Annotated in this window: 14 protein-coding genes; 10 read left to right on the top strand and 4 right to left on the bottom strand. The window is 65.4% G+C overall.

Going from position 1 to position 14,704, the window contains the following annotated elements:
- Positions 1–93: 93 nt before the first annotated feature.
- From IC762_RS27970 to IC762_RS27960, 3 genes are read left to right on the top strand one after another with little or no spacing between them, the layout of a single operon-like run.
- Positions 94–351 (top strand): hypothetical protein, encoded by a 258-nt coding sequence (locus tag IC762_RS27970; RefSeq protein ID WP_195785394.1) that lies wholly within the window; start codon positions 94–96, stop codon positions 349–351.
- 34 nt (positions 352–385) lie between these two features.
- Complete coding sequence (locus IC762_RS27965) at positions 386–1,558, top strand: hypothetical protein (RefSeq protein ID WP_195785393.1); 1,173 nt, start codon at positions 386–388, stop codon at positions 1,556–1,558.
- A gap of 16 nt (positions 1,559–1,574) precedes the next feature.
- Complete coding sequence (locus IC762_RS27960) at positions 1,575–3,164, top strand: S53 family peptidase (RefSeq protein WP_195785392.1); 1,590 nt, start codon at positions 1,575–1,577, stop codon at positions 3,162–3,164.
- Positions 3,165–3,249: 85 nt separating this feature from the next.
- On the opposite strand, the gene ctrA is transcribed toward IC762_RS27960, so the two are convergent.
- The gene (ctrA, locus tag IC762_RS27955) at positions 3,250–3,951 is read right to left on the bottom strand and encodes a response regulator transcription factor CtrA (RefSeq protein ID WP_016848562.1); all 702 of its coding nucleotides are present in this window, start codon (positions 3,949–3,951) and stop codon (positions 3,250–3,252) included.
- 366 nt (positions 3,952–4,317) lie between these two features.
- Between ctrA and fliI the strand changes: the two genes are divergently transcribed.
- The 4 genes from fliI to IC762_RS27935 all read left to right on the top strand — a co-directional run bounded on the left by fliI (position 4,318) and on the right by IC762_RS27935 (position 7,931).
- Entirely contained in the window at positions 4,318–5,643 is a 1,326-nt protein-coding gene (gene fliI, locus IC762_RS27950) for a flagellar protein export ATPase FliI (protein WP_195785391.1), read from the top strand.
- Between the two features lie 109 nt (positions 5,644–5,752).
- Positions 5,753–6,172 carry a flagellar export protein FliJ gene (fliJ, locus tag IC762_RS27945; protein ID WP_195785390.1) on the top strand — a complete coding sequence of 140 codons (420 nt, stop codon included), beginning with the start codon at positions 5,753–5,755 and terminating at the stop codon, positions 6,170–6,172.
- Between the two features lie 187 nt (positions 6,173–6,359).
- Complete coding sequence (locus tag IC762_RS27940) at positions 6,360–6,905, top strand: sigma-70 family RNA polymerase sigma factor (RefSeq protein WP_195785389.1); 546 nt, start codon at positions 6,360–6,362, stop codon at positions 6,903–6,905.
- A 57-nt stretch (positions 6,906–6,962) separates the two neighbouring features.
- Complete coding sequence (locus tag IC762_RS27935) at positions 6,963–7,931, top strand: anti-sigma factor (RefSeq protein ID WP_195785388.1); 969 nt, start codon at positions 6,963–6,965, stop codon at positions 7,929–7,931.
- 6 nt (positions 7,932–7,937) lie between these two features.
- On the opposite strand, the gene IC762_RS27930 is transcribed toward IC762_RS27935, so the two are convergent.
- Complete coding sequence (locus IC762_RS27930) at positions 7,938–9,203, bottom strand: FAD-dependent oxidoreductase (protein ID WP_195785387.1); 1,266 nt, start codon at positions 9,201–9,203, stop codon at positions 7,938–7,940.
- 98 nt (positions 9,204–9,301) lie between these two features.
- Between IC762_RS27930 and IC762_RS27925 the strand changes: the two genes are divergently transcribed.
- A complete protein-coding gene (locus IC762_RS27925) occupies positions 9,302–9,751 on the top strand; it encodes a MarR family winged helix-turn-helix transcriptional regulator (RefSeq protein WP_195785386.1) in 450 nt (149 codons plus the stop codon).
- A 164-nt stretch (positions 9,752–9,915) separates the two neighbouring features.
- On the opposite strand, the gene IC762_RS27920 is transcribed toward IC762_RS27925, so the two are convergent.
- On the bottom strand, positions 9,916–10,116 hold the full coding sequence (locus IC762_RS27920; RefSeq protein ID WP_195785385.1) for a hypothetical protein: 201 nt from the start codon (positions 10,114–10,116) through the stop codon (positions 9,916–9,918).
- 324 nt (positions 10,117–10,440) lie between these two features.
- Positions 10,441–12,567, bottom strand: a complete 2,127-nt coding sequence (flhA, locus tag IC762_RS27915) for a flagellar biosynthesis protein FlhA (protein ID WP_195785384.1) — start codon at positions 12,565–12,567, stop codon at positions 10,441–10,443.
- Between the two features lie 282 nt (positions 12,568–12,849).
- Between flhA and IC762_RS27910 the strand changes: the two genes are divergently transcribed.
- Both IC762_RS27910 and IC762_RS27905 read left to right on the top strand, forming a co-directional pair.
- Positions 12,850–13,290 carry a hypothetical protein gene (locus tag IC762_RS27910; protein WP_195785383.1) on the top strand — a complete coding sequence of 147 codons (441 nt, stop codon included), beginning with the start codon at positions 12,850–12,852 and terminating at the stop codon, positions 13,288–13,290.
- 149 nt (positions 13,291–13,439) lie between these two features.
- Positions 13,440–14,639: an MFS transporter gene (locus IC762_RS27905; protein ID WP_195785382.1), complete on the top strand. Its 1,200-nt coding sequence runs from the start codon at positions 13,440–13,442 to the stop codon at positions 14,637–14,639.
- Positions 14,640–14,704 lie beyond the last annotated feature (65 nt).

Here is a 14,704-nt window from a genome sequence, read left to right as displayed (position 1 = left end):
TGCTTGTGATCCGCTTCACAACGGCGCGCGTAATAGTCGTCTATAGAACATGCAACCTGAAGTGTAGGCTCGCGAACAGGATCGGTGACCGCCATGACCACGAGCTATGGCAAGGACATTCTGCCGCTATTTCGCCCGGGCGACGTTCATTGCATGGATCCGAAAGGCGTTCGTCTCGACGATGCCGGTTGGATGTGCGACCCGGCCGCCAATGATGATTTTTCCGACCACGCCAATGCGCGCCGCGTCTTCGCCGCGCTGACGGCCGGCTTCATGCCGCCCGGTCACAAATGGTCGCAGGACACGCTCGACATCTATGCGAGCTGGATCACGGATGGATTCCAACCCTAACCCTTGCCCTAATCCCCTTGAGTGGAGAGCAAAGATGAGAAGACCGATCGATTTTGCGCTCGCCTGTGGTCTGTTTCTGCTTCCCATCGTTCCGGCCGCGGCGCAGTCGACGCCCAACCCGGCGATGAACGCGCCGGATCAGCTCGCCTGGCAGTTCTTCATTCAGGTCAATGCCCGCGCCGGCGGCAGCAACGCGCTGTTCGAGACCTGGGCCAGCGACACCGATACGTTCAAGGTGAATCCGCAATTTCCGGCCGCGCCCGTGCCGCTCCAGCTGCATGAGCCTGCGGTGCCGGAACTCGGCCGGGTCGCGCTGCAGCGCGCCGGCAAGCTGCTTCCGGCGATCCCGCCTGGCCGCGGCGTGCTCGAGGAATCCCGCCGCAACAAGGATTCGTTCGACTTCATCGTCCAGAACAACCTCTACAAGATCTCGGGTCTTCGCGCCGCGTTCGGCAAGACCCTCTCGTTCCCGGTCGGCGCGATGGAGGTCAAGGCGAACTGGGTGCCGGTGACGGACATTCCCGCCTTCACCAACGGCAAGGTCGCGGCCGCCGACGTGCCCAAACTGTATCACGTCAACACCGGCGCCGACGGCAAGCAATATGCCTTCGTGTCGATGCACATCATCTCCAAGGCGGTGCCGAACTGGACCTGGGCGACCTTCGAGCACAAGTTCAATCCCGGGCGCTGCGACATCATCGGCTGCCGCGATTCGTTCGGTGCGCAGACCAATCCGGTGCCGCCCAACCAGCAGGCCGACCAGGGCTACCCCGATTGCGTCAAGACGCCGGCGCTCACGGCGATGATCGCATCGGCCGATTGGGATCCGGCGTTCGCCAATTATTGCCTGAAGGGATCGCAGACCGATTTCACCGATGCCACCGGGCTCGATGTTCGCCTCGGCAATTCGGTCACCGAGAACGGCTTCGTCGATCAATCCTCCTGCATCACCTGCCATGGCCGCGCCGCCTGGGACAGCAAGGGCGCCGCGACCTCGAGCGCAGGGTTTGACGACAACGGCGCGCCGCTCGGCCCGATCCAGCCGGCCTGGTACTGGAGCTTCTCCAGCCAGCCGCCGATCTTCCAGGGCATGAGCGGCCTGTCGCAGATCGCGACCTCGGCCGACTTCGTCTGGTCGATCCCGTTCTGCGCGCTCGACGACACCCAGGATCCGCCGAAGGTGAACCGCAACTGCAAGGGCAAATGATCAGGCGGGCGCAGCGGTGACCGGGTCGACGGTACAACTCGCCGGCAGTTATCGCGCCGCCCCGATCGGTGCGACATATGTCGGCGAGGTCGATCCGGATGAACGCATCGTCATCACCGTCTACCTGAAGCGGCGCACGCCCGACGCATTCCAGCCGGGCAGCGCCGGCGACCTCGCCAGGCTGGCGAAGCCGATCACGCGGCCGGCGCTCGCGGCGCAGCGCCGCCGCACCCACGGCCGCGCCGCCGAGCGCATCAAGAAGCTGGCGGCGAAGTTTCACGTCACGGTGCTCGACATCGACCTGTCGCAGCGCATCGTCACGCTGGCGGCGACGGCGCGCCTGCTGACCGAGGTCCTCGGCGCGACGCTGCGCATCTATGATGATGGCCAGTGCCGCTTCCGCGCCCGCGTCGGCACGCTGGTGGTCCCGAAGGAGATCGCGCCGTGGACGCGTGCCATCCTCGGCTTCGACGACCGGCCGGTGTTCAGGCCGGCGCCGCGGTTGCGCGCGCTTGCCGGCAACGGCGCGGGTGCCGGGCTGTGGCCGACCGAAGTGGCCGCGCGCTACGGTATCCCGCTCGACCGCGACGTCTCGAAAATCTGCGTCGGCATCATCGCGCTCGGCGGCGGTTACCTCAAAACCGATCTGGCCCAGGCGCTGGCCGCGACGGGGCGGGCGGCGCCCGACATCATCGACCAGGCCGTCACGGTCGCCGGCGGCACAGCGCCGGCAGGCGGCGGCAATCAATTCGGCCAAGGGACCGTGTCCGACGAGGAGATCGCGCTCGATCTCCAGATCCTCGCCAGCCTGCTGCCGAAGGCGCGTATCGTGGTCTACTTCGCCGGCAACAACATCCAGAGCCTGGTCGGCGCGATCAACCAGGCGGTCTTCGACAAGGTCAACAAGCCGCAGGTGCTGTCGGTGAGCTGGGGCAGTGTGGAGACCTTCTGGAGCTCCTCGGCGCGCGACGCGATGCAGGGCGTGCTGGCCGATGCCAAGCGGCTGAACGTCACCGTGCTGTTCGCCGCCGGCGACCAGCTCGCGACCGGCGGGCTGAACGACGGCGACGCGCATGTCTGGTTTCCGGCCTCGAGCCCCTATGCGCTGAGCTGCGGCGGCACGCAGCCTGCTGCCGCGGCCGGCGAGGAGGTCGTCTGGAACGACGGCGGCGCCACCGGCACCGGCGGCGGGATCAGCGACGTCTTTCCGGTGCCGGCCTACCAGACCGGTCTCACGCTGCCGCCATCGGTCAATGACGGCGGCCAGCGGCGCGGCGTTCCCGACGTGGCCGCGGCTGCGGCCGGTACGCCGGGCTACAAGATCGTGCTCAACGGCAAGGTGATGATCAAGGACGGCACCAGCGCGGTCGCGCCGCTCTGGGCCGGGCTGATCGCGATCGCCAATGCCGGCCGCGCCACACCGCTCGGCTTCGTCAATTCCGCGCTCTACGCCAACGCGGCGCTGTTCCGGCAGATCGAGCGCGGCGACAACAAGGTCGACGGCAAGGGCTACGATGCAGGCCGCGGCTGGAACGCCTGCACCGGACTGGGCGTGCCGAACGGCGCGGATATCGTTGCAGCGCTCGCCGCGATCCCGGTGGCGTAGCCTCCACAAACAAAAACCCCGCCATTTGCGGCGGGGTCCAAGTCGGGAGGTCGAACCCTGAGGTTCGCTGCATGAAGCCCTGAGATCAGGCCGGGATGCGCTCGTCGGCCTCGTGCGGCTCGCGCAGCACGTAGCCGCGGCCCCACACGGTCTCGATGAAGTTGCGGCCCTCGGAGGCGTTGGCGAGCTTCTTGCGCAGCTTGCAGATGAAGACGTCGATGATCTTCAGCTCCGGCTCGTCCATGCCGCCATAGAGATGGTTGAGGAACATTTCCTTGGTGAGCGTGGTGCCCTTGCGAAGCGAGAGCAGCTCCAGCATCTGGTATTCCTTGCCCGTCAGGTGCACGCGCTGGCCGCCGACCTCGACCGTCTTGGTGTCGAGATTGACCACGAGATCGCCGGTCTGGATCACCGACTGGGCGTGGCCCTTGGAGCGGCGCACAATCGCGTGGATGCGGGCGACCAGTTCGTCCTTGTGGAAGGGCTTGGTCATGTAGTCGTCGGCGCCGACGCCGAGACCCTTGACCTTGTCCTCGATGCCGGCGAGGCCGGAGAGGATCAGAATGGGAGTCTTGATCTTCGAGACCCGAAGCTGCTTCAGCACGTCGTAGCCGGACATGTCGGGCAGGTTGAGGTCGAGCAGGATGATGTCGTAGTCGTAGAGCTTGCCGAGATCGACGCCTTCTTCACCGAGATCCGTCGTGTAGACGTTGAAACTCTCGGATTTGAGCATCAGCTCGATCGACTGCGCGACGGCGCTGTCATCTTCAATCAGCAAAACGCGCATGCCAGTCCCCTATAGTCGCCGCTCCGGGCGTCAGGTCGGCCGCACTTGCGGCACTCACAAAACGCCTTTGACAACTGATTCGGATCCTGACGAGTCATGGTTAACAAAAACTGATTCCTCCGCGCAAGCTCTAACCGTGCAATTTTTGTCGAATCGCCCTAAGATATTGCGTAGAAGAAGCTTTTCCTATCCGCGCTCGTTCACGTTCCACATTAAGAGCCAGGCCTAACCGACTCTCGCGACTCGCCCTTCTTCTGAAGGGCAAGCGACCTCAGTTACCAAAGACAGTGACGCAATGATTAATGATGCGGGTAAACACGAAGTTAAGCGGCGGGGCCAAAAGCGTCGAAACTTAAGGTTTTCGCAATGAAGGCGCTCGCGGAGCAGATCGGCGACATCGACGGCGTCAATATTTATGGCCGCGTCGTCGGCGTTCGCGGGCTCATGGTGGAGATTGCGGGCCCGATCCACGCGATGTCGGTCGGCGCCCGCATCGTGATCGACGTCGGCCAGGGCCGCTTCATTCCAGCCGAGGTGATCGGCTTCTCCGGCGAGAACGCGGTGGTGATGCCGTTCGGCGGCCTCGACGGCGTCAGGCGCGGCTGCCGCGCGGTCATCGCCAATGCGGCGAGCCAGGTGCGGCCGTCGCCGGCCTGGCTCGGCCGCGTCGTCAATGCGATGGGCGAGCCGATCGACGGCAAGGGGCCGCTCGTGCACGGCGCCTCCCCGATGCCCTACCGCAATTCGCCGCCGCCGGCGCATTCGCGCCAGCGGGTCGGCCCGCCGCTCGACCTCGGCGTGCGCGGTCTCAATACATTCCTCACCTGCTGCCGCGGGCAGCGGCTCGGCATCTTCGCCGGCTCCGGCGTCGGCAAGTCGGTGCTGCTGTCGATGCTGGCGCGCAATGTCGATGCCGCGATCTCGGTGATCGGGCTGATCGGCGAACGCGGCCGCGAGGTGCAGGAATTCCTGCAGGAAGATCTCGGCGAAGAGGGATTGGCGCGCTCGGTCGTGGTGGTCGCGACCTCGGACGAGCCGGCGCTGATGCGGCGCCAGGCGGCCTATCTGACGCTGTCGATCGCGGAGTACTTCCGCGACGAGGACCAGGACGTGCTGTGCCTGATGGACTCGGTGACGCGCTTTGCGATGGCGCAGCGCGAGATCGGGCTGTCGGCCGGCGAGCCGCCGACCGCCAAGGGCTACACGCCGACCGTGTTCACCGAATTGCCGAAGCTGTTGGAGCGGGCAGGGCCGGGCACCGGCGCCGGCACCATCACTGCGATCTTCACCGTGCTGGTCGACGGCGACGACCATAATGAGCCGATCGCGGACGCGGTGCGCGGCATCCTCGACGGCCACATCGTGATGCAGCGCGCGATCGCCGAGCGCGGCCGTTATCCGGCGGTGAACATCCTCAAATCGGTCTCGCGCACCATGCCGCGGTCCGCCGACCCGAACTTCCTGCCCTTTATCACCAAGGCGCGGCAGGTGATGGCGACCTATGCCGACATGGAGGAACTGATCCGGCTCGGCGCCTACCGGCCGGGTTCCAGCCCCGAGGTCGACGAGGCGATCCGGCTGCACGAGCCGCTGGAGGCGTTCCTGCGCCAGCGCAAGGAAGAGGCCACCAGCCTCGGCGACGGCTACCGGCAACTCGCTCAAATCCTGTCGGGTTTGGAAACGGAACGCTAACTTTGTCAGGCCATCATCGGCTCTACACCATTAGCGAAGCCGGTGCGGCCCAGGGGGGAGCCGGCTCTGTCCCGCGTTCAGGTTCGGGACTTCTGGGGAGTATGAGTCGATGAAGTCACGAGAAACGCTGATCCGCCTGAAGAAGTTTCAGGTCGACGAGAAGCGCCGCCGGGTTACCCAGATCGAAGGCATGATCGCCGACTTCCACCGCATGTCGGTGGAGCTCGAGCGCGAGATCCAGGTCGAGCAGGAGCGCGCCGGGATCAACGACCCCACCCATTTCGCCTATCCGACCTATGCCAAGGCGGCGATCCAGCGCCGGGAGAACCTGACCCGTTCGGCCGACGAGCTGCGGGTCCAGCTCGAGGACGCCAAGGCGCTGCTGTCGGAAGCCTTCGAGGAGCTGAAGAAGGTCGAGCTGCTCGACGAGCGCGACCAGGCCCGCGAGCGCGCCGAAGAGACTGCCCGCGAACAGGCCGACATGGACTCGATCGGCTTGATGCGCGCCCGTCTCGGCGTCATCGCCTGAACCCACTTTCCATCGCCGACCACATTGCGCGAACCCGGGCCTCACGGTCCGGGTTTTTGTTTGACGATGTCCACAAGCCGGGCACTGGTGGACTGCGAGCGTGCAAAATATGCTACCACCGTTCGGACACAAACGGTGACGATCGGCAAATGAGGCGACGGGGGACGCGGGCTTTGGGGGGCGCTGAATGCTGACACCGGCTGAGCTGGCCCGGCTGGTCGCCGCCGTTGCCGAGCGGGATGAGGCCGCCTTCGAGCAGCTTTACGCGGCGACCCGGGCGAAACTCTTTGGCGTCGTGCTGCGTATCTTGCGCCGACAGGATATCGCCGAGGAGGTCCTTCAGGAGGCCTACGTCAAGATCTGGAACAGCGCCGCACAGTTCAACCCGGACCTTGCTTCCCCGATCACGTGGATGTCGTCGATTGCGCGCAACCGCGCCATCGATGTCGTGCGCAAGCGCGGCGAGGTCTCGATGGAAGACGAGCCTGCAGCCATGGAAGTGGCCGCCGACCAGCCCGATCCGCTGGCGCGGCGGGAAATGACGGAAGAGTTGAAGCGGCTATTGGAGTGCGTCGGTCGTCTGGAGCCGGATCGGCAGAAGCTCGTGCTGCTCGCCTATTACAACGGCTGGAGCCGCGAGCAGCTCGCCGGAAAGTTCGCGACGCCGGTGAATACGGTGAAGACGTGGCTGCGTCGCAGCCTGATGGATATCCGCGAATGCCTTGGTTTGTAGCGATTTGGACTGTAGCGATTTGGACGGTAACGCTTTGGACTGTAGCGAACCACGTTGATGGCCGATAGCGAAGACCATATCGCGCTCGCCGCGGAATATGCGCTCGGGACGCTCGACGCCGAGGAGCGCGCGCAGGTCGAGAGCATGGCGGCGCTCGACAGCGCGTTCGCGGCCGTCGTGCAGGCGTGGGAGTTCAGGCTGGCATCGCTGAACCAGATGGTCGGCTCGATCGAACCGCGCGCGATTGTCTGGGACAACATCAAGGCGGCGATCGGCCTGTCCAGCGAAGCGCAGGGGCCGCCGCTGCCGCTGCCCGAGGCGCCGCCGTTGTCGTCGCACGTCGCGCCGCCGGCTCCGGTGCCGTCGCTACGACCTTCGCCTGCGCCGGAGTTCGTCCCCGCCGAAACCTCGTCGCCGCCTGCGATCGAGCTCCGCCGGGCGCCAGCAAGGGTGGACGACGACAGCAACGTCATCGCGCTCTCGAGCCGCGTCAGGCGCTGGCGCAGCATCGCCTCGGCCGCGAGCGCGATCGCGGCTGCCCTGCTGGTGATGCTCGGTCTGCAGATCTTCCAGCCGGACGCGCTGCCCAACGCGTTCCGGCCGAAGCCGCGCATCCAGACCGTGGAAGTGAAGGTGCCGGCGCCGGCATTCGCGCCGTCCTCGCAATATGTCGCGCTGCTGCAGGGCCCGAGCGGTGGTCCGGCCTTCATTCTGACCATCGACGGCGCCACCAAGAATTTTACCGTCCGCAAGGTCGGCGCTACGGCCGACCCCGGCAAGAATTTCGAGCTCTGGCTGATCTCCGACAAACTGCCGCAGCCGCGCTCGCTCGGCGTGATCGGCACCAGCGACTTCACCGCGCGACCGGTGCTGTCGGGCTACGACCCCGACGTGATCAACGGCGCCACCTATGCGGTGACCGTCGAGCAGGCCGGCGGCTCGCCGAGCGGCCAGCCGACCTCGGCGCCGATCCTGACTGGCAAGCTGATCGAGACGGTGCCGCCGGCGTCGGCGCCGCCGCGCTGACGGCGCTCAACGGCCGCGCGTGAGCCGCGTCTTGAGCGGCGGAATCCAGTCGGCGGCGCGAAGCGCCGTCTTGACGCGAAATCGCGACCATCCGTTTTCGACGTGAAAGCGTTCCATATCCGCAAGCGAGGTCCGCACCGCATCGAAGCCGTATGCGATCATCTCGCGTTCATAGCGCGCCAGCGCCGAAATCAACTGTTGCTCGCCGCGGGCGCAAGCCGACAGCGCCGTGCGAAGAGCGGCCGCGTCGCGCAAGGCGGTGTTGGCTCCGGTCCCGCGGAAGGGCGTCATGTTGTGAAGGGCATCGCCGAGCAGCGTCACATTCCGCGTCGTCCAGGGAGCGATCGGGACCGACGTCTTCACTGCAAATGTCGAGACCGTCGATGCATCGGCCATCTCGACGAGGCGTCTGAGGTGGGGATGCCAGTCCTGCATCATCGCCTGCACGACGCGCTTCAATGCCGCGCCGCCGAGCTCGTCCAGCGCGACAGTCCCGAACAGCTTGCGGTGTGCCGAAAAGCCCCACATCACGTAGGCTTCCCGGTCCGTCGCAATGCGACCCGGATCTGCGGCACGGCCGGTGTTCGCGGCGTACTCGACCGCGTTCGCGAACAGAAAGCCGCCGCGCGGGCCGAGGACGGGTGTCGGGCCGCGCAAAACAGGGGGAGGGATTGCCGCGCGGTTATCGTCAGTGAGCGCAAACTTGCCGCTGATGGCGACGACGTCGGTTTCGATGCGCCGGGCATGCGGCAGCAACTGCGAACGCAGGCGCGAGGCCGCGCCATCAGCGCCGATCAGGACATCGCCTTTTGCCGTGCTCCCGTCGTCGAACCGCGCGATGACGGATCCGTTCGCATCATCGGCGAATGCGGAAAACGTCTTGCCAAAGCGCGTGATGTCGTCGAGACCCTCCGACAAGATGCGACGAAGCGCCGCTCGAGCGATCGGACGTTCAGCTGCCGGATCGCCGCGGCCGCGGTGCGGAAAGTCGATCGCCAGCAGACGGTTCAGTCGATGATCGACGAACGTGATGCCCTGGCTGGGCTCGGCAGCGTTCGCAACCAGCTCGTCGAACAGCTCCGCCGGCAGGCAATCGCGCAGCGCGGCGCCGCCGGTCGCGCTGATGCTGAGCCGATAACCCTGCTGATGATCGGCGGGCGATCGATCTCGCTCGAAGAGCTCGACCTCGATGCCGTCCGATTTCAGGCCATGCGCCAGGCAAAGCCCGCCTGTTCCAGCGCCGATGATGATCACCTTCAGCGGATGCTTCATGGGCGTCTCCTTGGTCGCATGTGTTCGGTCCTGCAATTGCCAAAGCAGTGCGCAGACCGTAATATCAGCCTCCTTATATTAAGTATCAGGCTCTTTATATGTCAAGTTCGGATGCGATGCCGGCGCCGGTTTCCGGCGCCCTCGGTTACCTGATCAAACTCGTGCAGCATGCGCTGAGGGTTCAGATCGACGATGCGATCCGGCCGTTCGGAATTACGGCGCCGCAATTCGCCGTGCTCGTTGCGGTCGATCTGGATCCGGGCATCTCGAACGCTGCGCTGGCGCGCGCCGCCTTCGTGACGGCTCAGTCGATGCAGGGCCTCGTCGCCAATCTCGAGCGTGACGGCTTGCTGACGCGGAGCGCCGATCCGCGCCACGGCCGAATCCTGCGCGGCGAATTGACCCGCAGCGGGCGCAACGTGCTCGGACGGGCGCGCGCCGCCGTTGTCGGGATCGAGACGCGCATGACCAAATCACTGGATCAAGCGGACATTGAACTGCTGTCGAAATTGCTGCGGCGCTGCGTCGACAATCTGCTTCAGCCGTGACGGCCGGCCCATCCACACAAAAAAGAAAACGCCCGTGGGGAGCGGGCGTTTTCGCAGTCAACTTGGGGGTAGTTGGGGGTCTTAAATATCCACGTAGCGACTTTGGGGGGCTGTAAAGAGACTACGTGAATTCCGTGAAACTCTCCTGTTAGCGAGCCTGCCCATCAACGGACCAGCGAGTTGCTCGAGCTCGTGATCGCGACCGGCTTGCCGGCCTTCATCACACGCGCCGTCTGGGTGTAACCTTCATCCGACGGGTTATGCATCGTGATGCCGAAACCGGCGACCATGATGCCGGCGACCAATGCAACCACGACGATCTTCAGATGCGTCGTACGATCTGCGCTGTAGATCGAGTGGTTCATGGAAGTCTCCTGCCGCCTTCCCGTTCGTCTCACAGATTGGTCGATCGGTTCTGCCGGCCGGTTCAACCTGTCTCGCCCCGCTAACGTAGGATTCGCCGATTCCGTTCCCAAGGGGCTATCACAAGGCAGTGATCAGACGTGATCGGCCGCGATCAAAAGCGCCCTCCTGAGGCGCCCATCTCAGGTTAATTCCATGTAATATCAACATGTTGAATTTCAGCCACATCGCTGCGCTGCGAATAGGGCCGTTTTGGGCGGTTCCACACAAATCAGTTGCCTGTGACGCAAAAACACTGCCCAAGCCGCGGGCTGATTTGCACTTTCTCAGACGCTGCCGACTGTCTTCAGCCGGGCGCGGGGGTGGATTTCGGCTTGCGACAGCACGGTGGTCTGCGAGCGGAACCGTTCCACCAGCGAGCGGACGAAGGGCCGGATCGCCGCCGAGGTCACCAGCACCGGCGCTTCGCCTTCGCGCGCCGCCTGCTCGAAGGCGTTGCGCACGGCGGTCATGAACTCGGACAGTTTCGAGGGCTGCATCGCGAGGCTGCGGTCGTCGCCCTGGCCGACGATCGACTCGGCGAAGGCCTGCTCCCAGCGCGCCGACAAGGCGATCAGCGGCAGGTAGCCGTTCGGCGAGGTGTTTTGGGCGCAGATCTGCCGCGCCAGCCGGGCGCGGACGTGCTCGACCATGGTGGCCGGGTTGCGCGAGAACGCCAGCGCGTCGGCGATGCCCTCGAGGATGGTCGAGAGGTCGCGGATCGAGATGCGCTCGGCAAGCAGCAATTGGAGGACGCGCTGGATGCCCGACACCGTGACCAGGCTCGGCACGATGTCCTTGATCAGTTCGCCCTGCTCCTTCGGCAGGTCCTTGATCAGCTTCTGCACCTCGCCATAGGACAACAGGTCCGACATGTTGGTCTTGAGCAGCTCGGTCAGGTGGGTCGACAGCACGGTGGCGGCGTCGACCACGGTGTAACCCTTCAGCGCGGCCTCTTCCTTCAGGCCGGCATCGACCCAGGTTGCGGGCAGCCCGAAGGTCGGCTCGATGGTGTGGACGCCGGGCAGGTGCACCTGGTTGCCGGCGGGGTCCATGACCATGAACTGGCTCGGCCAGATCTTGCCCGATCCGGCGTCGACTTCCTTGATCTTGATGGCGTAGCTGTTGGCCTCAAGCTGGACGTTGTCGAGGATGCGCACCGCCGGCATCACGAAGCCCATCTCGATGGCGAGCGAGCGGCGCAGCGCCTTGATCTGCTCGGTGAGGCGGTCGGTGCCGTCGGGGCCGTTGACCAGCGGCAACAGCGCATAGCCGAGCTCGATCTTGAGGTCGTCGATCTTCAGCGCGGCAGCGATCGGCTCTTCCGCTGCAGCCGCGGCGGCGGCCGCAGCCGGGGCGGCCGCGGCAGCGGCTTCGGCGGCCTTCGCCACCTTCTTGCGCTTGCGCGCGCTCCAGGCCAGCGCCGCGGCGCCGGAGCCGAGCGCCAGGAACGGCACGGTCGGAATGCCCGGCAGCAGCGACAGGATCAGCATGACACCGGCCGACATGCCGAGCGCCTGCGGATAACCGGAGAGCTGGTTCATCAGCGCCTTGTCCGCGGCGCCGGTGATGCCGGCCTTGGAGACCAGGAGGCCCGCCGCGGTCGAGACGATCAGCGCCGGCACCTGGGTGACGAGGCCGTCGCCGACGGTCAGCACGGTGTAGGAGCGGGCGGCCTCGGCGAAACCGAGTCCCTGCTGGGCGACGCCGATGATGATGCCGCCGACCACGTTGATGGCGACGATCAGAAGGCCTGCGATGGCGTCGCCGCGGACGAACTTCGAGGCACCGTCCATGGCGCCGAAGAAGCCGCTTTCGTCCTCCAGCGCCTTGCGGCGCTCGCGGGCGGCCTTCTCGTCGATCAGGCCGGCGGAGAGGTCGGCGTCGATCGCCATCTGCTTGCCGGGCATCGAGTCCAATTGGAAGCGCGCCGCGACCTCGGCGATGCGGCCCGAACCCTTGGTGATGACCACGAAGTTCACGATCACCAGGATCGCGAACACGATGATGCCGATCACGAAGTTGCCGCCCATAACGAAGTTGCCGAAGGCTTCGATGACGTGGCCGGCCGCCGCGGTGCCCTCGTGGCCGTGGGAGAGGATCAGCCGGGTCGAGGCCATGTTCAGCGACAGCCGCATCATGGTCGAGATCAGCAGGATGGTCGGGAACGACGAGAATTCCAGCGGCGCCTGGATGAACAGCGAGGTCATCAGGATCAGGATCGAGAGCGTGATCGAGACCGCCAGGAACAGGTCGAGCACGATCGACGGCAGCGGCAGGATCAGCACGACCAGGATGGTCATGACGCCGATCGCCAGCGCGAGGTCGCCGCGCTTGATGATGTCGCTGATCTCGCTCAGGCTCGGGAAGCCGCCTTTGCCCGCCGTACCCTGACCCGCCGTGATGTCGACCATGGTTGCCGCTCTCCCTCGCGACTGGCGGCCGCGGCCGCCAAGCGTCTGCGCGACGGCCGAGGGGCCGCCGTTCCGAAAGTGAGGCACCGCGCTGGCGTCCACGGGGATCTCCACCCGCTATACGCGTTCGACGACACTCGACTTCACTGGGCAATTTTTGCCCGGTGTATGGTTAGCAAAGGGTTAATTCCGGCAAGGCACTGACGATTTCCGGGCCGGGACGCTGAACTTTCGCAAGCCGCCGTCCGACGAACGCGAGCAACGGAATCCTCGGAGCAGATCATGTCGAACAAGGGAGGGCGTGCGGCCGCGATCGGACTTGCCGCGATAGCGGCGGTATCGTCCGCACCCGCCTCGGCCGCTTCGCTGCCGGACGACCGGGCCTGGCTGGTCCGCATGCTGGTCTGCAACGCAGAGGGCGTCCCGATCGAGCTCTACCTTCCCGATGCGGTGATCTACTCCGATCAGGGCATGGCCGCCGGCCGGACGGTGAACGGCTACTACACGCTCGATCTGTCCGACATCAACAAGGGCAAGTCGCTCGAGCCGGTGCGGATCACGATGAGCGCGGACAAGAAGTTCGTCACCGTCAACCAGTACACACGCGGCCTGCCGTCGACAAAGATTCCGGTCGGTGGTGGTATGGTCGATTTCGATCAGCGGTTCGCCCGCAACGCGAAGTGCGGCCCGTTCCAGCATCAGGACCCGAACTACGCCAATTGATTTGGCCACAAGGCGCGATGGCGGCAGCTGGCAGCTCCCCTTGCTCGTGCATGCCTAATCTCTCGGCATTGTGGCTTGACCTCAAGGCAAATGCCGACGAAGTTCCGGCCGCCGTGGCAATTTCTTCTCAATTTTCCTCCGAACCCGCAATGTTCATCCCCGACTCGCGCCGGGCATGGCTGCGGCTTGCCATCGCCGTGGTGATCGGCTCGCTCGGCAGCGTCGGCATGTGGTCGGTGGTGGTGGCGTTGCCGGTCGTGCAGGCAGATTTCGGCGCGACCCGCGGTACGGCGTCGCTCGCCTTCACCATGGTGATGCTCGGCTTCGGCATCGGCCAGGTCATCACCGGCAAGATCAGCGACCGCTACGGCATCGTCGCGGCGATCGGTGCCGGCATCGGCATTCTCGGGCTCGGCTATGTCGCCGCCGGCAATGCGCCGTCGATCTGGGCGTTCATTTTCTTGCATTTCGCGATCGGTCTGTCATCGGCGGCGACCTTCGGCCCGCTGATGGCGGAGGCCTCGCACTGGTTCGACCGTTACCGCGGGCTTGCGGTCGCGATCGCTGCCAGCGGCAATTACGTCGGCGGCACGGTGTGGCCGCCGCTGGTCAATTTCGGCATGCAAAGCGTCGGCTGGCGCACCACCCATGTCGCGATCGGCATCTTCACCGCGGTCGCGATGGCGCTCGCGCTCGTGGTGTTGCGGCTGTTGATGGGGGCGGCGACCCGCCGCAGCCACGCCAACGCGGCGGCACCACGGGTCGATCTGCGACTCTCGACCAATGCGCTGACCGCGATCCTGGCGCTGGCGTCGATCTCCTGCTGCGTGGCGATGTCGATGCCGCAGGTCCATATCGTGGCTTATTGCGGCGACCTCGGCTATGGCGTGGCGCGCGGCGCCGAGATGCTGTCGCTGATGCTCGGCTTCGGCATCATCAGCCGGATCGGCTCGGGCTTCCTGGCCGACCGGATCGGAGGCTTGCGCACGCTCCTGATCGGCTCGATCGCGCAAGGCTCGGCGCTGTTGTTCTATCTGTTCTTCGACAGCCTGACCTCGCTCTACATCATCTCGGCGATGTTCGGCCTGTTCCAAGGCGGCATCGTGCCGAGCTATGCGATCATCGTGCGCGAAGCGATGCCGGCGTCGGAAGCCGCGACCCGGATCGGCATCGTGATCTTCGCGTCGGTGTTCGGCATGTCCTTTGGCGGCTGGATCTCAGGCGTGATCTTCGACGCCAGCGGATCCTACGCCGCCGCCTTCGTCAATGGACTGGCCTGGAACCTGCTCAATGTCAGCATCGTGCTGCTGCTGTTGATGCGCGCCCGGCAGCGGGTGGCGCTGGCATGATCCGGAAAAGTGCGAAGCGGTTTTCCGGACAAGATCATGCTCAAATAAGAATCCCCGCCTAAAGC

Source organism: Bradyrhizobium genosp. L, assembly GCF_015624485.1.
In the GTDB taxonomy this organism is placed as follows: Bacteria; Pseudomonadota; Alphaproteobacteria; order Rhizobiales; family Xanthobacteraceae; genus Bradyrhizobium.
Note: the sequence above shows the minus strand (reverse complement) of the source record. Positions and strands in the feature narration are given on the sequence as shown.